This is a genomic window from Allobosea sp. GW822-FHT03F07, assembly GCF_058801345.1.
In genome coordinates, this window is the sequence record NZ_JBXAND010000001.1 from 1,266,596 (window position 1) to 1,284,138 (window position 17,543).

13 protein-coding genes are annotated in these 17,543 nt (G+C 66.4%); 9 read left to right on the forward strand and 4 right to left on the reverse strand.

Annotation, left to right across the window (positions count from 1 at the left end; translation table 11 throughout):
- Positions 1-43 precede the first annotated feature (43 nt).
- Positions 44-1,372 carry an NAD(P)/FAD-dependent oxidoreductase gene (locus AC1RMY_RS06100; RefSeq protein WP_492863059.1) on the reverse strand — a complete coding sequence of 443 codons (1,329 nt, stop codon included), beginning with the start codon at positions 1,370-1,372 and terminating at the stop codon, positions 44-46.
- Between the two features lie 232 nt (positions 1,373-1,604).
- Between AC1RMY_RS06100 and AC1RMY_RS06105 the strand changes: the two genes are divergently transcribed.
- The 4 genes from AC1RMY_RS06105 to AC1RMY_RS06120 are packed head-to-tail and all read left to right on the forward strand — an operon-like array spanning position 1,605 to position 5,913.
- The gene (locus tag AC1RMY_RS06105) at positions 1,605-3,308 is read left to right on the forward strand and encodes a peptide ABC transporter substrate-binding protein (RefSeq protein ID WP_492863060.1); all 1,704 of its coding nucleotides are present in this window, start codon (positions 1,605-1,607) and stop codon (positions 3,306-3,308) included.
- Positions 3,309-3,341: 33 nt separating this feature from the next.
- On the forward strand, positions 3,342-4,298 hold the full coding sequence (locus AC1RMY_RS06110; protein ID WP_492863061.1) for an ABC transporter permease: 957 nt from the start codon (positions 3,342-3,344) through the stop codon (positions 4,296-4,298).
- Positions 4,295-5,185: an ABC transporter permease gene (locus tag AC1RMY_RS06115; RefSeq protein ID WP_492863062.1), complete on the forward strand. Its 891-nt coding sequence runs from the start codon at positions 4,295-4,297 to the stop codon at positions 5,183-5,185. Before AC1RMY_RS06110 ends, AC1RMY_RS06115 begins: the two co-directional genes overlap by 4 nt.
- Positions 5,182-5,913 (forward strand): MOSC domain-containing protein, encoded by a 732-nt coding sequence (locus AC1RMY_RS06120; RefSeq protein ID WP_492863063.1) that lies wholly within the window; start codon positions 5,182-5,184, stop codon positions 5,911-5,913. Before AC1RMY_RS06115 ends, AC1RMY_RS06120 begins: the two co-directional genes overlap by 4 nt.
- 9 nt (positions 5,914-5,922) lie before the next feature.
- Here AC1RMY_RS06120 and AC1RMY_RS06125 read toward each other — a convergent pair whose 3' ends face one another.
- From AC1RMY_RS06125 to AC1RMY_RS06135, 3 genes are all read right to left on the reverse strand, one after another.
- Positions 5,923-7,905 (reverse strand): hydantoinase B/oxoprolinase family protein, encoded by a 1,983-nt coding sequence (locus AC1RMY_RS06125; RefSeq protein ID WP_492863064.1) that lies wholly within the window; start codon positions 7,903-7,905, stop codon positions 5,923-5,925.
- A 2-nt stretch (positions 7,906-7,907) separates the two neighbouring features.
- Positions 7,908-9,959, reverse strand: a complete 2,052-nt coding sequence (locus AC1RMY_RS06130) for a hydantoinase/oxoprolinase family protein (RefSeq protein WP_492863065.1) — start codon at positions 9,957-9,959, stop codon at positions 7,908-7,910.
- A 253-nt stretch (positions 9,960-10,212) separates the two neighbouring features.
- Complete coding sequence (locus AC1RMY_RS06135) at positions 10,213-11,115, reverse strand: LysR family transcriptional regulator (protein ID WP_492863066.1); 903 nt, start codon at positions 11,113-11,115, stop codon at positions 10,213-10,215.
- Positions 11,116-11,615: 500 nt separating this feature from the next.
- Between AC1RMY_RS06135 and AC1RMY_RS06140 the strand changes: the two genes are divergently transcribed.
- The 5 genes from AC1RMY_RS06140 (at position 11,616) to hpxZ (ending at position 17,532) form a co-directional block, all read left to right on the forward strand.
- On the forward strand, positions 11,616-13,208 hold the full coding sequence (locus tag AC1RMY_RS06140; RefSeq protein ID WP_492863067.1) for an ABC transporter substrate-binding protein: 1,593 nt from the start codon (positions 11,616-11,618) through the stop codon (positions 13,206-13,208).
- Between the two features lie 155 nt (positions 13,209-13,363).
- Positions 13,364-14,377, forward strand: a complete 1,014-nt coding sequence (locus AC1RMY_RS06145; RefSeq protein ID WP_492863068.1) for an ABC transporter permease — start codon at positions 13,364-13,366, stop codon at positions 14,375-14,377.
- Positions 14,378-14,382: 5 nt separating this feature from the next.
- On the forward strand, positions 14,383-15,288 hold the full coding sequence (locus AC1RMY_RS06150; protein WP_492863069.1) for an ABC transporter permease: 906 nt from the start codon (positions 14,383-14,385) through the stop codon (positions 15,286-15,288).
- A 10-nt stretch (positions 15,289-15,298) separates the two neighbouring features.
- Positions 15,299-17,002: a dipeptide ABC transporter ATP-binding protein gene (locus AC1RMY_RS06155; protein ID WP_492863070.1), complete on the forward strand. Its 1,704-nt coding sequence runs from the start codon at positions 15,299-15,301 to the stop codon at positions 17,000-17,002.
- 149 nt (positions 17,003-17,151) lie between these two features.
- Complete coding sequence (gene hpxZ / locus AC1RMY_RS06160) at positions 17,152-17,532, forward strand: oxalurate catabolism protein HpxZ (protein ID WP_492863071.1); 381 nt, start codon at positions 17,152-17,154, stop codon at positions 17,530-17,532.
- The last annotated feature ends 11 nt before the right edge of the window (positions 17,533-17,543 follow it).

A 17,543-nucleotide genomic window follows, 5' to 3' on the forward strand; every position in this document is an offset into this window, starting at 1 on the left:
CCCGCGAAATCCATGCGTTCCGACGCATGCGCCACCGGCCCGTTTACATCAGGCCGGGTTCGCCAAGGTCGGTGCCGTCGACGAGGCGGCTGTAGCGATAGGGGTGGGGATCGACGATCGGAGCGTCGCCCGCGACGATGTCGGCGGCGAGACGCCCCGCGGCCGGGCCGACGCCGAAGCCGTGGCCCGAGAAGCCTGCTGAAACATGGAGGCCCGGCAGCTTGTCGATTGCCGAAATCACCGGCACCCAATCCGGTGTGAAGTCGATCAGCCCGCCATATTTGTGCATGATCTTCACATTCGCGAGCTGCGGGTAGATCTCGCCGATGCGCTTGAGTGCGAATTTGATCAGCTTCTCCTGCGGCGGCGGATCGAAGGTGCGCATGCGCTCGAAGGGCGAGACGCTGTCGTTGCTCCAGCGCATCAGGGCCTCGGGGCCGGCGAAGAAGGTCTTGTCGGCACGAATGGTCAGGAGTCTGTGGCGCTTCTTGAAGGTGCGCCAGAACGGCTTGGCATACATCATCCCCTGCGGGCTGAGCCGGAGCAGGCCGCGCCCGCTGATGCCGATCGTGTAGCCGCCGTCGAGGCGGCGCCTGAAGGTCACGTCCGGCGTGGAGATGCCGCCCGTGGTGACTTCGGGCGCGGGCGCCGTGAAGAACGATGTCGATTGCACGCCGGCGAGCGGCATGTCGATGCCGTGATGGCGGCAGAACATCGAGGTCCAGACGCCGCCGGCGACGAGCACGGTGCTGGTCTTGATCGTGCCCTTCTCGGTGACGACGGCGGAGACTCTGCCTGCCGAGGTCTCGAGACCGCGCGCTGCGCAATCCTGATGGATGCTGACGCCGAGCCTGCGGGCCGCTTCCGCGAAGGCCGGGACAGCGAGTGCGGGCTCCGCCTTGCCATCGGTCGGCGAGTGCACGCCGCCGATCCAGTTTTCCGTCGAGCCCGGCGACATCGCCTTGGCCTCGGCGGCCGAAAGCACTCGGCTGTGCATCTGCATCTCGCGGGCCTTGTCGACCCAGTTCGACCAGGCGTTGAGATCGGATTGTTTGGTGGTGACGTAGACCAGCCCGGTGCGGCGGAAGCCGGTATCGGCACCAAGCTCCTCGTTCAGTCCGTTCCACATCTCGACAGCGCGCTGGGCCAGCGGCAATTCGCGCAGGTCGCGGTTCTGCTGGCGACACCAGCCCCAGTTGCGGCTCGACTGCTCGCCCGCGACATAGCCCTTCTCGACGACGGCCACGGAATGGCCCTTCTTGGCGAGATGGTAGGCGGCGGTGATGCCGGCGACGCCGCCGCCGATCACGACGACATCGGCGGAGGAAGGCAGCGTCTCGTCGCTGTGGACGCGGGTGACCGGGGGAGACATCGGGGTTCGGAATCCTTCGGGACGAGAAGGCGGCGGGACCCCGATACCATCGCATCTCGACAGAAGCCTATGCCAAAGGCGCCGGTTGAATCGGCATATTCTATGCACCTGCCACAGACGATCGGTGTTCGATACCGCCGGTGCCCCCTAGCCTGAGAAGAAGGCCGATAAGCGGTCGACCGCGATCACCTGCCGCAGAAGCAGGCTCATCGCTCACAACGAGGGGTTTCCGATGACGAAGAATTCCGACCGCAACTCTCGCGGCACATCGAGCCTGGCCTTGCCGATGCCCGCCATCCACCGCCGCGACCTGCTCGCGCTCGGTGCGGGCGGCCTGCTCGCCGCTTCCGGCTTCCGTGCTGCCCGCGCCCAGACCAAGGCCGCGCCGCCGCCGCCCTCCAAGCCCACGGGGCAGGTCGTCGTCGGCCTTTCGCAGGAGCCGACCGCCTTCAACCCGCTGATGCCGGGCATCGAGGTCGACGAGACCGTCTGGATGCAGATCTTCAACACGATGTGGCTGGCGCAGCCCGACGGCTCGCTGGTGCCGGACCTAGCGGTCGAGGTGCCGACCGAGGCCAATGGCGGGATCTCCGAGGGCGGCCTCGCCTGGAAGGTGAAGCTGCGCGAGGGCGTGACCTGGCATGACGGCACACCCTTCACCGCCGAGGACGTGAAATACACGCTCGAGCTGATCAATGCGCCCGGCTTCAAGGCACGCACGCGCGTCGGCCACTCGCTGGTCAAGGACATCAAGGTCACCGGCCCGCTGGAGATCTCCTGGCGCATGGAGAAGGCCTATGCGCCGTATCTCGCGCTGCTCTCCAACACCTTCATCGTGCCCAAGCACCTGCTCGAGAAGGCTGCGGATCCGAACACTGCGCCCTATAACGCCGCTCCCGTCGGCACCGGCCCGTTCAAATGGGGCACGCGTACACCCGGCGACAACATCCAGCTCGTCGCCAACGAGAAGTATCACGGCAAGGGCCCCTATCTGGAGCGCGCCGTCCTGAAATACGTGCCCGACCAGACGGCGCTCTACGCCCAGTTCCGGACGGGGCAGGTCGACCTGATCATCGGCACCGGCATCCCCGCGAATTTCTATGCCGAGGCGGTGAAGCTGCCGGGCCGCAAGGTCGTGAAGATCCCGAGCGCTTCGCTCGAAATCCTGATGCCGAACCTCGAGAACCCGGTTCTGAAGGACAAGGCCGTCCGCAAGGCGCTCTACGCCTCGATCAACAAGCAGGCGATCATCGACATCATCTATTACGGCCTGCACACGCCGACCGAATCCTTCGCGCCGCAGGAATCCTGGGCCTATAATCCCGGCCTGCCGAAGCAGAGCTACGATCTCGCGCTGGCCAACAAGATCCTCGACGATGCCGGCTGGAAGCGTTCGGGTTCGGGCACGCGCATGAAGGACGGCGTGCCGCTGACCTTTGCCGTCTCGACCACGACGGGCGCGGCGCTGCGCGAGCAGGCCCAGCAGCTGATGATGCAGGACTGGCAGCAGATCGGCGTCAAGATGACGATCAACAACATGCCGGCCGCGGTGATCTGGGGCGATTTCTACACCCGCTCGAAATTCGACTCGCTGCTCGTCGGCACCGCCTTCCGCACCGTGATCGACCCCGATCCGGCGCATCGCTTCGGTTCGGACGCCATCCCCGCCAAGTCCGGCAATGGCGCCAACCAGATGCAGTGGCAGAACGCCGAGGCCGATGCGCTGATGAAGGAAGGCCAGGTCACCTTCGACCAGGCGAAGCGCAAGGCGATCTACTTCAAGCTCCAGGAACTCGTCCGGGAAGAACTGCCGATCCTGCCGATCTACCAGTACGCTCCGGTCGAGGGCTACAAGGAAGGTCTCATCGGCTACGAGCCGAACATCAACGCTCGCCAGAACACCTGGAACATGGGCTCCTGGTATTGGGCGCGCTGAGGCGATGACGCGCTCAGCCCGGGTGACCGCATCATGAGCTCATTCCTTCTGCAGAGGCTGATGCAGGCCCTGCTGTTGCTGCTCATCGTCTCGATGATCGGCTTCGCGATCCTGCATCTCGCTCCGGGCGGGCCGATGTCGCAATTCGCGGCGGGCGGCGACATGACCCAGGCCGATCTGGACCGCATCGCGGAGCAGCTCGGCCTGAACCGGCCGCTGCCGATCCAATATGCCGAATGGCTCTGGCGCATGCTGACCGGCGACTGGGGCAATTCCTATCGCGACCAGCAGCCGGTGTTGCACATCATCGCCAGCCATCTCGGCGCGACGCTGGAACTGATGCTGACCTCGACGCTGCTCGCCATGCTGATCGGCGCCTGGATCGGCATCATCGGTGCAGTCAAGCGCTACTCCCTGTTCGACAGCATCGCGACGATCGGCACCATGATCGCGTTGTCGATCCCGACCTTCTGGTTCGGGCTCGTGGTGATCTACGTCTTCTCCGTCGGGCTCGGCTGGCTGCCCTCGGGCAACCGTTTCACGATCGGCGACGGTTCCTTCCTGAACCGTCTCCACCACCTGATCGGGCCGTGCATCGTGCTGGCGCTGGTCTCGACCGCGGTGTGGAGCCGCTATATGCGCTCCTCGATGCTCGACGTGATCAACCAGGATTTCGTCCGCACCGCTCGCGCCAAGGGTGTGCCGGAGCGGCGCATCCTGCTGACGCATGTGCTGCGCAACGCACTCCTGCCGATGATCACCATCACCGGCCTGCACGTGCCCTCGCTGCTCTCGGGTGCGCTGGTCACGGAGACGGTCTTCACCTGGCCAGGCATGGGCCGGCTCTTCCTCGATTCGATCAGCTATCGCGACTACCCCGTCGTGATGGGCATCCTGATGTTCACGGCGGTGATGGTGCTGCTCGGCAGCCTGCTCGCCGACCTGCTCTACGGCGTCGCCGATCCCCGCATCGCCAGGAGCGGCCGATGAGCCTGGAACCGACTGTCGACATCCTTCCGATCCGCGAGGAGGGCTTCTGGAACGGGCGCGCCATGCGCCGCTTCCGCCGGCACAAGCTCGCGGTCTTCGGCGCGATCACGATCGTGCTGATGACGCTCGCCTGCGTCTTCGGGCCGATGCTGCTGCCCTACACCGACACCTTCATCGACATCCGCTCGCGCTTCGCGCCGCCCTTCTCGGGGCCGCATATCCTGGGAACCGACCCGCTCGGGCGCGACATCCTCGCGCGGCTGCTGATGGCGGGGCGGATTTCGCTCTCCGTCGGCTTCTGCGCGATGGTTCTGGCGATGGGCATCGGCATCATGGTTGGGGTTGCGGCGGGCTTCTACGAGGGCGTCATCGGTGCGGCGCTGATGCGCTTCGTCGATGCGATGCTGTGCTTCCCCTCGATCTTCCTGCTGCTGGCGATCTCGGCGCTGATCTCGCCTTCGGTACCCTCGATCGTGCTCCTGATCGCGATGACATCCTGGATGGAGGTGGCCCGCGTCGTCGAGGCGCAGATCCGCTCGCTCCGGACGCGCGAATTCGCCCAGGCAGCGGTCGCGATGGGCTCGAGCAATCTGCGCATCATGTTCCGCGAGTTGCTGCCCAATGCGATCGCGCCGATCGTCGTCGCCGCGACACTCAACGTCGCTCATGCGATCCTGGCCGAGAGCTATATCTCCTTCCTCGGCTACGGCATCCAGCCGCCGACGCCGAGCTGGGGCAACATGCTGGAGAACGCGCAAAGCTACCTCACCAGCGCGCCCTGGCTGGCGATCATCCCGGGCGCCGCGATCACGCTGGCGGTGACGAGCTTCAACTTCGTCGGCGACGGCCTGCGCGATGCGCTCGACCCGCGCATGGACCTGCCGTGAGGCAAGCAGGCGTCGCGGGCACGGTCGCTTCGCTCTGGCGCTACCCGGTCAGCTCGATGGGCGGCGAGCGGCTGCAGGCCGCGCCGGTCACGGGCTCCGGCGTCGAGGGCGACCGGATCTGGGGCCTGCTCGACGCCTCGAACGAGCGCATTGCATCGCCGGGCCGGGAGAAGCACTTCACCCAGGTGCCCAGGGGGCATGCGAGGTTCACTGGGGACGGTGTCGCCGTCTCGTCCGATGGTGAGGATTGGGCGGGGCCGGACGATCCGGGGGTGCTGCGACAGCTTTCGGACGTCTTCGGCTTCACGCCGGTGCTCAGACCCTTCGTGCCGTTCGGCGGCGAGGGTTTCCGGCCGCGCTACGAACATGCGCCGATCCATCTGATCACCACGGCCGGCATGCGCAGCCTCGAGCGCGATAGGCCGAGCAGCGTGATCGACGAGCGCCGCTTCCGCCCCAATGTGGTGGTCGACTGGCCGGACGGGTCCGAGGCGATGCCGGAGCAGGGCTGGATCGGGCGCGAGATCCGGATCGGGAATGTCCTGTTGAGGGGCCGCGAGCCCTGCGGCCGCTGCGGCTTCATCACGATCGAGCAGGATGGCATTCCGCTCGACGTCGAGCTGCTGCGGAACGTGGTGAGACGCTACGCGCGCAATTTCGGCATCTATTGTGATGTGATGACGTCGGGCGAGATCAGGCCCGGCGACGCCGTCAGCGTCGGGGTCTGAGACGGCGTCTCACTCTGCCGCCTGGAGAACCTCCGGCACCTGCGGATAGTCGCGTCGGACCGATGCGAAGGCGCTCGGCACGTCGTTGGCGTTGGCGGCGTCGCGGATCGCGGCGAAGACCTTCGTCTTGACGAAGAAGCGCCAATGTACCGGCAGGGCCGAGAGCAGGCGTGTGAGCGCGTTGTAATTGCGGGCATGCCAGACGCTTTCGAACGTGTCGCGCTCTGGGCCGAAGTGGAAATGCGTGCTGTGGGCGTCTTTGCGCATCGTTGCGCGCAGAGCCGTCGTCGCCTCGGCATCGACGGCGCCATCCGTGATGACCACGCCGTAGCGGGCCTTCGCCGCAGCCTCGCTGACATAGCCGCGCTCGACATCGAGCCGCACGCGCTCGGGCTCGCGATCGAGCGCCGAGCCGCGTCCGCCGCCGCCGGGCGAATGGATGTGGATGACGTCGCCGGGCTCGGCGATGGCGATGTCGGTGTTGCCGAGGATACGTTCGCCGGCTGTGCCGGGATTGATGATGAAGTTCGAAGTCTCGGCCGAGAGCCCGCCGAGCGTGCCCCAGGGGCGGAAGATCGAGCGATCGCGGTTGCGCACCGTGATGCGCGAGTTCGGCGCGAAGACCTTGAACTCCATCACGGTCGCAAGCCCGCCGCGCCAGCGCCCGGCGCCGCCGGAATCCGGCAGCAGCCCGTAGCGCACGAACTGGATCGGCACCTCGGTCTCGGTGATCTCGATCGGCGTGTTCTTGAGATAGGCGGCGTCCGCCCCGGAGCCGTTGGGGCCATCGCGATGGGGCATGCCGCCGCCACCACCGACCACCGGGTTGATCGCCGCGATGACGCTGCGATGGGTGCGCTCGTCGGTCGTCATGACGTTCACGATCGAGCTGGAGCCCGCGGGCGCGGCCGGCATGCGCTCGGGGACGGCGAGGCTGAAGGCGCCGAAGATCAGGCTGCGCAGGCGCGCGCAGGTCAGGCTGCGCATGCCCACAGCCGCCGGGAAGGACGGGTTCAGCACCGTCCCCTCAGGCGCGATGCAGGTGAAGGGCCGGGTCAGGCCGGAGTTTAGCAGGAGCTGTGGGTTCAGCGTGTAGAGCACGTAGTAGACGCCGACGAGCAGGAGGGTGTGGCGTGGGTCCGAGCCGGTCGGGACGTTGAGCGAAGAGCCGAGCTGCGGGTCCGAGCCGGTGAAGTCGAGGATCGCCTCGTCGCCCTTGATCGTGAGCCTCAGCGCCAGCCGGCAGGGATTGCCGTCGACGCCGTCCTCGTCGGCATAGTCCGAGAAGAAGTATTCGCCATCCGGCATCGAGCGCAGGATCTCGCGGGCCTGATGCTCGGCATAGTCCATCAGGCCGTCGAGCCCGTCCATGAAGCCCTTGGCGCCGAACTTCCTGACCATCGCCAGGATCTTGCGCTCGCCCGTGTTGAGGGCGCCGGCGAGCGCCTTCAGGTCGCCCATATTGAGATGCGGCTTGCGGACATTCATCGTCATGATCCGCAGGATCTTCTCGTCGAAGACGCCGTCGCGCATCAACGTCATCGGCGGGAAGCGGATGCCCTCCTGATGGATTTCCGTCAGCGAGCGCGAGAGTGAGGCGGGTACCGCGCCGCCCATATCGGTGTTGTGGACATGGCCGCCGACGAAGCAGACGATCTCGCCCTCGTGGAAGATCGGCTTCCACAGATGCGTGTCGGGGGCGTGCGTCGCGAGATAACCGCTATAGGGGTCGTTGGTGAAGGCGATGTCGCCCGGCCTGTACTCGTCGACGAGGTCGATGGCGCGGTTGTAGTTCATGCCCGGATACCAGGTCGCACCGAGATCCATCGGCACGGCGACGACGCGGCCGGTACGGTCCATCACCATCACGGTGAAGTCCTCGGTCTCCTTGACGAAGGTCGAGTGGGCCGTGCGGTAGAGCGTATAGGCCATGTTCTCGGCCGCCGCCCGGCAATGGTTCGCGAGAACCTGCAAAGTGACCTTGTCGACCATGGTCATGCCTCCGGACGCAGGATGAGGTGAAGGTTGAGCCAGGCATCGACCTCGGCGTCGAAGCCCTCGGGGATGCAGACGGTGGTATCCTGCTGCGCGACCACGGCCGGACCTTCGAAGCGATGGCCGTTGCGCAGGTCGTCACGATGATAGAGCGGGACTTCACGCTTTGCGCCGTCGAGCCAGACCTCGATCATGCGCACCGGCTTTGCCGTTGCGGACTGCGTCTCGGCAGCGGGCGTGAGGTTCGGGCGCGGGGTCGCGCCGCTGACGACGAGGCGCAGGTTGACGATCTGGACCTCGGCCGCGACGTCGTTGAAATCGTAGATCGCCAGATGCTGGCGATGGAAGGCCTCGGCGATCGTGGCGAGGTCTCCCTCCGCCAGCCAGCCTTCCGAAAGCGGCACTTCGATCTCGAAGGACTGCCCATGATAGCGCATATCGGCCGTCAGGGTTTCGACCACGGGGCCGGCGAACTTCTGATCGGTCCTGATCCAGGACAGGCCGTCCGCCTTTAGCCGAGCCAGTGCGTCGCGCAGGACGGGCAAGGAATCCGGAATGGCGGCGGCGAAGACCGTCTGGATGAAGTCGCCCTTCAGATCGGCGATCAGCCCGCCGAGCGCGCTGACGACGCCCGGCCGGTGCGGCACCAGCACGCGGGGAATGCCGAGTTCGCGGGCGAGGAAGCAGCCCAGCATCGGGCCGGCGCCGCCGAAGGGCATCAGGGCGAAGTCGCGCAGGTCGACGCCGTAGCGCGCGACGAGCTTGTTGACCTCGACGAACATCTCGGAAACCGCAACCGCGATGATCGCCTCGGCTGTCGCCTGCGGCGTCTGGTCGAGCTTGGCGGCGAGTTCGCCGATGACGGCGTCGGCGCGGGCGCGGTCCATGCCGATCTGGTTGTAGGCGAGGGGCGTGTGGCCGAGGAAACCGCTCGCCGCCATCGCGTCGGTGACGGTGGCGCGGGTGCCACCTCGTCCGTAGCAGGCGGGGCCGGGCGTCGAGCCCGCACTTTCGGGGCCGACTTTCAGCACACCGAAATCATCGGCCCAGGCGATCGAGCCGCCGCCGCTGCCGATCGAGGTCACGGAGACGCTGGGGAGGAAGAGCGGGAAATCGCCGACGACCTCGCCGGTGCCGAATTGCGGCTTGCCGTCGATGATCAAGGCGAGGTCGGCGCTGGTGCCGCCGATGTCCAGCGTGAGGATACTGTCGATGCCGGCCTGCTCGGCGAGCCAGGATGCGCCGATGACGCCCGAGGCCGTGCCCGACAGCAGCATGTTGACGCAGGCGCGCTTGCCGGTCTGCGCATTCATGACGCCGCCATTCGACTTGGTCAGCATCGGCCCGGCCGGAACGCCGCGCGAGGCGAGCGCCTTTTCCAGCGCCGTCAGATAGCCGGCGACGCGCGGATGCACATAGCCGTTGAGGATCGCGGTGGTGGTGCGCTCGTATTCGCGGATGACCGGCCAGACCTCGCTGGTCGTGAAGACGAACAGCTCCGGCGCCAGTTCTGCGATCAGCGCCCGGGCCTGGGCTTCATGCGTGCCATTGCGATAGGCGTGCAGGAAGGAGACGATGACGCCGTCGACGTCCTTGGCTTTGATCGCCTGGACGATGGCGGCCAGCCCATCCGTGTCGAGCGGCTCGGCGACCTCGCCGCTGGCAAGCTGGCGCTGCCGTACGCCGTAGATGAGGTCGCGTGGGATCAGTTGCTCGGGCCTGGCGCAGAACAGCGAATACATGTCGGGCATGCGCAGCCGCGCCAACTCGATGACGTCCTCGAAGCCGGCCGTCGTGATCAGCGCGAGCCGGCTACCCTTGCGCTGGATGATCGTGTTGATGCCGACCGTCGTGCCGTGGACGAAGGAGGCGACCTCCTCGGGAGCGACGCCGTGGCGCTCATGCAAGAGGCCGAGCCCGTCGAGCAGTTCCTTGCCCGGCTCGTCCGGCGTCGTCAGGACCTTGATGGTCTCGAAGCGGTTGCTCCCGGTTTCTAGGGCACAGAAGTCGATGAAGGTGCCGCCGATGTCGACGCCGATACGCCAGCTCATGATCCGCCCGTGTGCGTGAGGTCGGCTCAGTGTTGGGCCCGGGAGCGGCCGGCGTCAAAGAGCAAGGTGCCGTGATTGTATAAGTCGGGCTTATGAATTGGCTTCGATCAACTCACTCGGAACCGCCTCGTCATCCCGGGCAGGCCGCATAGCGGCGCAGTTCCGGGATCCATCGTAGAGCACCGTTCCCCACAATGGATGCCGGACTCCGCTGCGCTCCATCCGGGATGACGCGGAGGCTATTGCGAACCGATCAGGCCTCGGGGTTATCCAAGCCGAGCTGCCGGCAGGCCGTGCGCAGATGGGCGCGCAGCAGCTCGTGGCTGCGCGAGAGCGGCCGGCGCGCGCTGGTGAGCAGGCAGAGCGGCAAGGAGACGTCCGGCAGGAACGGCCGCGTCACCAGCCCGGGAAAGCTGTGCCAGGGCAGCAGGCCATCGACCACGGCGATGCCGAGTCCCTGCTGCACGAAGGCGAGCGCGATGATCGAGACGTCGATCTCCATTTCGGGCTGGAAGGCGGCGCCCTCGCGCTCGAGCGCGCCCCGCAGCAGCTGGCCGGGCAGGGAACTGGTGCGATAGGAGATCAGCGTCTCGCCCGCCAGATCGGCGGCGGCGATGGCGTCCCGGCCGGCGAGGTGATGGGCGGCTGGCAGCACGCAGACGATGCGGGTGCGGCCGATGATCTCGGTGTCGATCCCGGGTACGCTCTCATCGGTCATGGCGATGCCGAGGCCGGCCTGGCCATCGTCGAGCATGCGCATGACGATCTCGGCCGGCACGACATGCGACAGGATGCGCATGTCCGGGTGTGCGCTCCGGAAATGGCGCAGCGCCTCCGGTACCAATGACAGAGAGGGCGGCGCCGAGGCGGCGAGGCGCACGATGCCGGCCTTGCCGTGGCGCAGGTCACCCGCCCGGCGGCGCAACGCCTCGAGGTCGCCGAACAGGCGCTCGACCTCGGGATAGAGGTCCTCGGCCTCGGGCGTCGGGATCAGCCGGCCCTTGACCCGCAGGAACAGCTTGAAGCCGAGTTCGTCCTCGGTGTGGAGCAGGATCTGGCTCAGTGCCGGCTGCGACACGTTCAGAGCCTCGGCCGCGCTCGTCAGCGTGCCCAGGCGCATCACCATCCTGAAGACTTCGATCTGCCTTGCGCGCATCGCTTTTCCGTGTCGGCCCGCGGCTGCAGCGGGCATCCGGCATCTCGACAGCCGGATTCGCGGTGATGCAAGGGGTGAGCCTTTCGCCACGATGCTTCGGACCTTAAGAATGCGTTACGCATCCTAGGCGCGCGATTTCGATGTTGATTAATTTTTGATCGATTTGTGGGCGCATGCATACATGTTGCATGCGTATTTTTCAGCCGCCGATCGTATCTCCTGAAAATTATCAAGCCGAAACAACGTCTTAGAATTTGGCATGCTCCCTGCTAGCGAAATGACGTCGCCCACGTGACGCCGGAGGCATGGGATGCATCGCTGCGCGGTTTACGGTTCGTTTTCGCCGGCCCTGATCGCAGCGCACGCAGGCTCCCCGTGCAGCCGGCTCATCATCGGCGGCACGGCCCATGCTTCACGCTCGGGCAGATGATGCCCCTCCTGTCTGCCGGATCAGCCGGCTCCCGCTTTCTCCAACCCTGCGAAAACAAGGACCGTCTTCGATGATCACGCGCCGCACAGCCATCGCCGCAGGCCTCGCTGCTCCCTTCGTGGCGAAGGGGAGCGCACAGGCCCAGGCGCCGAGCCGCAACGAGACGCTGCTGCTCGTGCAGGAGTACGGCCCCAACAGCCTGGACATGCAGGGCATCGGCTCCTCGCAGCCGGTGAATGGCGTGGCGCTGAACTGCTATGACCGGCTGCTGCGCTTCAAGCCGGTGCCGATTCCGAGCGGTGGCGGCAACATGGTCTCGATGGGTGAACTGGAAGGCGAACTGGCGGAAAGCTGGCAGGTCGCCTCCGACGGCATGAGCTGCACTTTCAAGCTGCGCGACGCCAAGTTCCATTCCGGCCGCCAGGTCACGGCCAAGGACGTGAAGTGGTCGCTCGACCGCGCCTGCACGATCGGCGGCTTCGCGACGACGCAGATGAATGCCGGCTCGCTGGAGAAGCCCGAGCAGTTCGTCGTCGTCGACGACAAGACCTTCCGCGTCGACTTCGTCCGCAAGGACAAGATGACGCTGCCGAACCTGGCCGTCACGATCCCCTTCGTGTTCGATTCCGAGCTGGCCATCGCGAACGCGGCCGGCGATCCGCATGCCAAGGAATATCTCAAGAACAACATCGCCGGCTCCGGCGCCTTCAAGGTCGAGAGCTGGAAGCCGGGCGTCGAGACGATCTATGTCCGCAATGACGCCTGGGCCTGCGGAAAGCTGCCGCAACTGCGCCGCGTCATCGCGCGCGACATTGCCTCGCCCTCGACCCGCCGCGCGCTGATCGAGCGCGGGGATGCCGACGTGTCATACGGGCTGCCGCCGAAGGACTTCAAGGACCTGCTCGACGCCGGCAAGATCAACGTCGTCGGCGTGCCGATTCCGAACGGCGTCTGGGGCTGCTATCTCAACACGCAGGTCGGGCCGTTCAAGGATGTCCGCCTGCGCCAGGCGGTCGCCTGGGTGATGCCCTACGAGAAGATCCTGCAGGCCTCGCTGTTCGGCCGCGGCGTCTCCATGGCCGGCGGCACCACGCCCAAGGTCGCCTGGCCGCAGCCCTTCCCCTACACCTCCGACGTCGCCAAGGCGAAGGCGCTGGTCGATGCGGCCGGCGGCCCGTTCTCGACGACGCTCTATTTCGACGCCGGCAATGCAACCGTCGCCGAGCCGATGGCGGTGCTGATCAAGGAAGCGCTGGCCACGATCGGGATTACCGTCGAGATCAACAAGGTGCCGGGCGCCAATTTCCGCACCGAGATCGCCAAGAAGACCAATCCGATGGTCCTCAACCGCTTCGCCGGCTGGCTCGACTATCCCGATTACTACCTATTCTGGACGATGCACGGCAACAATTCGATCTTCAACATCGCCGCCTATCAGAACCCGGCGCTGGACAAGCTCGTCGACGCCGCCCGCTTCGCGCCCGACAAGGCCTCCTACGACGCCAACGTCATCGAGTTCATCAAGCTGGTGAACGCCGAGGTGCCGATGGTGCCGATCAACCAGCCGACCCATGACGTCGCGCTGCAGAAGTCGATCGGCGGCTACCAATTCCAGCCCTGCCGCGAGCCGGACTTCCGCTATCTCAGCAAGGGGATGGTGTGAGGCATTCCTGACGTGCTCCGCCCCGTCATCCCGGGCGGAGCGTAGCGAAGACCCGGGATCCATGCCGGAACGGTTCAGGCATGGATCCCGGATCGGCGCCGCCCTCCGGGCGGCTTGTCCGGGATGACGTCGAGTGGTGAGAAGGAGGCCCAGCCATGCTGCGCATGATCGGTCAGCGTCTGATGACGACGATCCCGTCCGTCATCGGTGTGATCATCGTCACCTTCCTGCTGACCCGGGTGCTGCCGGGCGATACGGCGGCCTATTTCGCCGGTCCGGCCGCCTCCAACGAGGCGATCGCCGAGATCCGCGGCAAGCTCGGGCTCGACCAGCCGCTGCCGGTGCAGTTCGTCTCCTATGTCGGGGCGCTGCTGCGCGGCGATCTCGGGACCTCGCTGACCACGGGCCAGCCTGTGACGACCGATCTCGCGGCGCGGCTGCCGGCCTCGGGCGAACTCACACTGGCGGGCCTGCTGCTCGCGATGGCGGTGGCGCTGCCGCTCGGCGTGCTCGCCGCGGTGAGGCAGGGTTCGTGGATCGACCATCTCTGCCGCGTCGTGGCGACGGCGGGCGTTTCGCTGCCGGTGTTCTTCACCGGCCTGCTCCTCGTCTACGTCTTCTATTTCCAGCTTGGCTGGGCGCCGGCGCCGCTCGGCCGGCTCGACGTGTTCGCCTCCGAGCCGGCTCGGGTGACGGGATTCTACCTGGTCGACTCGTTGCTGGCGCGCGATGGCGAGACCTTCCGCGCCGCCTTCGCGCAGATCATTCTGCCGGCGGTGACGCTCGCGATCTTCTCGCTGGCGCCGATCACGCGCATGACGCGCGCCTCGATGCTCGCCGTGCTCGGCGCCGATTTCGTCCGTACCGCGCGGGCGAGCGGGCTTTCCAGTCGCAAGGTCATCGGCACCTACGCTTTCCGTAACGCGATGCTGCCCGTCGTGACCACGCTCGGCATGGTGTTCTCCTTCCTGCTCGGGGCGAATGTGCTGGTCGAGAAGGTCTTTGCCTGGCCGGGTGTCGGCTCCTATGCGGTCGAGGCGCTGATCGCCTCCGACTATGCGCCGATCCAGGGTTTCGTGCTGACCATGGCGATCATGTACGTCGTGCTGAACCTGATGATCGACGTGCTCTACGGCGTCATCGATCCCCGCGTCAGGCTGGAGGGCTGAGGATCATGAACGACATGTCCAAGGTCGACCCCTCCGTGCCCGCCCTGCGCTTCGAGGCGCCGCCCTCGACCAGCATCTGGGCCCACGCCCGCCATATCGTCTCGGAGAACCCCGTCACGGGCCTCGCCTTCGGCCTGTTCGCGCTGATCGTGCTGGCAGCGGTCCTCGGCCCCTCGCTCGTGCCCTACGACCCTCTGGCGAGCAACACCAATTCGGCCCTGCAGGGGCCGAGCGCGCGGCACTGGTTCGGCACGGACCAACTCGGGCGCGACATCTTCAGCCGCGTCATCGTGGCGACGCGGCTCGATTTCGCCATCGCCGTATGCTCGGTCGCGCTCGTCTTCGCGATGGGCGGGCTCGCCGGGGTGATGGCCGGCTTTTATGGCGGCTGGGTCGACAAGCTGGTCGGGCGCATCGCCGACACGATCATGGCGTTTCCGCTCTTCGTGTTGGCGATGGGCATCGTGGCGGCGCTCGGCAACAGCGTCACCAACATCGTCATCGCCACCGCCATCATCAATTTCCCGCTGTACGCGCGTGTTGCGCGAGCGGAAGCGAATGTGCGGCGGGAGGCCGGCTTCGTGCAGGCGGCCAGGCTTTCGGGCAATTCCGACTGGCGGCTGCTGCTGACGCAGATCGTGCCCAACATCATGCCGATCATGGCGGTGCAGATGTCGCTGACCATGGGCTACGCCATTCTGAACGCGGCGGGGCTCTCCTTCATCGGGCTCGGCGTGCGCCCGCCGACACCGGAATGGGGCATCATGGTCGCGGAGGGAGCGAGCTTCATCGTCTCCGGCGAATGGTGGATCGCCTTCTTTCCGGGGCTGGCGCTGATGACGGCGGTGTTCTGCTTCAACCTGCTCGGCGACGGCGTGCGCGACCTCGTCGATCCCCAGCGTCGCAACTGAGGGCCTTGTCATGATCCCGGCACCGCTCCTCGACATCACGAACCTCACCGTCGAATTCGCCACGCGCCGCGGCACTGTGAAGGCCGTCAAGGCGATCGACATCAGCGTCGGCAAGGGCGAGACGGTCGCCATCGTCGGCGAATCCGGCTCGGGCAAGTCGGTGACCTCCTACGCTGTCGTGCGTATCCTTGACCGGGCCGGCCGGGTGGCGGAGGGCTCGATCACCTTTTCCGGCATGGACCTCGTCACCGCGCCCGAGTCGCAGATGCGCGACCTGCGCGGGCGCGAGATCTCGATGATCTTCCAGAACCCGCGCGCGGCGCTGAACCCGATCCGCAAGGTCGGCAAGCAGATCGAGGACGTGCTGCTCGAGCATGTCCAGGCGACGCGGGCCACCGCGCGGGAGAAGGCGATCGAGGCGTTGACCAAGGTCAAGATCGCTCGGCCCGAGGAACGCTACGACGCCTATCCCTTCGAGCTTTCTGGCGGCATGTGCCAGCGCGTCGTCATCGCGCTCGCGCTCGCCTGCCAGCCGCAGCTCCTGATCGCGGACGAGCCGACCACCGGCCTCGATGTCACCACGCAAAAGGCGGTGATGGACCTGATCGTGGAACTGACGCGCGAGCGCGGCATGTCGACGATCCTGATCACCCATGATCTCGGTTTGGCAGCCGCCTATTGCGACAAGGTCGTGGTCATGGAGAAGGGCCTCGTCGTCGAGACGGCGGCGGCGGGCGAGATATTCCGCAACCCGCAGCACCCCTATACCCGCAAGCTGATGCAGGCGACGCCGCGCATCGGCATGAGCCTGCGCGACCTGTTGCCCGACGCGCCGAAGGCGCCGCCGGCGCAGGCCGCCGCGCCGCACCCGGCGCAGGCGCCCGGGGCCGAACCGCTGATGCGGGTCGAGAATCTGGTGAAGGAGTACCCACGGCCGGAGACAGGCAGTTTCCTGGCGAAGCTGATGGGCAAGGCTGAAGCGCCGAAGCCGGCTTTCCGGGCGGTCGACGGCATCAGTTTCACCGTGGCGAAGGGCGAGACGCTCGGCCTCGTCGGCGAGTCCGGCTGCGGCAAATCGACGACCTCGATGATGATCACCCGCCTGATCGACCCGAGCGGCGGCAGGATCGTCTTCGACGGTACCGATATCGGCGCGATTCCCGCCAAGCAGTTCGCGGCCTCGCCGCACCGCCGGCGCATCCAGATGGTGTTTCAGGATCCGACGGACAGCCTCAACCCGCGCTTCACGGCGGAGCGGGCGATCGTCGATCCGATCCTGCGCATGGGCTCGATTGCGGGTCGCGATGCGCTGCGGGCGCGCTGCGAGGAGCTGGCGCGGCTGGTCGGTTTGCCGGTCGAATTGATCGACCGCTTTCCGCATCAGCTTTCCGGCGGCCAGAAGGCGCGCGTCGGCATCGCGCGCGCCATCGCGCTCGATCCCGATCTCGTCATCCTCGACGAGCCGACGGCGGCGCTCGACGTGTCCGTGCAGGCGGTCGTGCTGAACCTGCTGGAGGAGCTGAAGGGCCGGCTCGGCATGAGCTACCTCTTCGTCTCGCACGATCTCAACGTCGTCCGTCTGCTCTGCGATCGGGTGATCGTGATGCGGACCGGCGCCATCGTCGAGCAGGGCACGGCCGAGGAGGTTCTGGGCGCTCCGAAGGCGGAGTATACTAAGCAGTTGCTGACGGCGATTCCGCATCCGCCGCTCTAACATGACACCCTCCGCCGTCATTCTGGACAAGCCGCGTCAGCGGCGCCGCTCCGGAATCCATCGTAGAGTTTAGTGCCCTCCGATGGACGCCGGGTCTGCGCTTCGCTTGCCCGGAATGACGGCGCGGTTTTGAGACAGGACGACGCAAGATGAAGATCAACGACCCCGCCGTGCTGGCCGAAGTCGAGGCCGCCTTCATGGCCTATGAGAAGGCGCTGAACGAGAACGATGTCGCGGTGCTCGATGCGTCTTTCAAGGACGCGCCGGAGACGATCCGCTACGGCATCGGCGAGAATCTATACGGTTTCGGCGAGATCGCGGCGTTCCGTTCGGCGCGCTCGCCCGTCGGGTTGCTGCGCACGATCGAGCGGACCGTCATCACCACCTATGGCGATACGATGGCGACTGCCAACACGCTGTTCCGGCGCGAGAGCATGGCCGGCAAGGTCGGCCGCCAGAGCCAGACCTGGGTCAAGTTTCCGGAAGGCTGGCGCGTGGTCGCCGCCCATGTCAGCGCGATTGCCGAATGAACGCTCACATC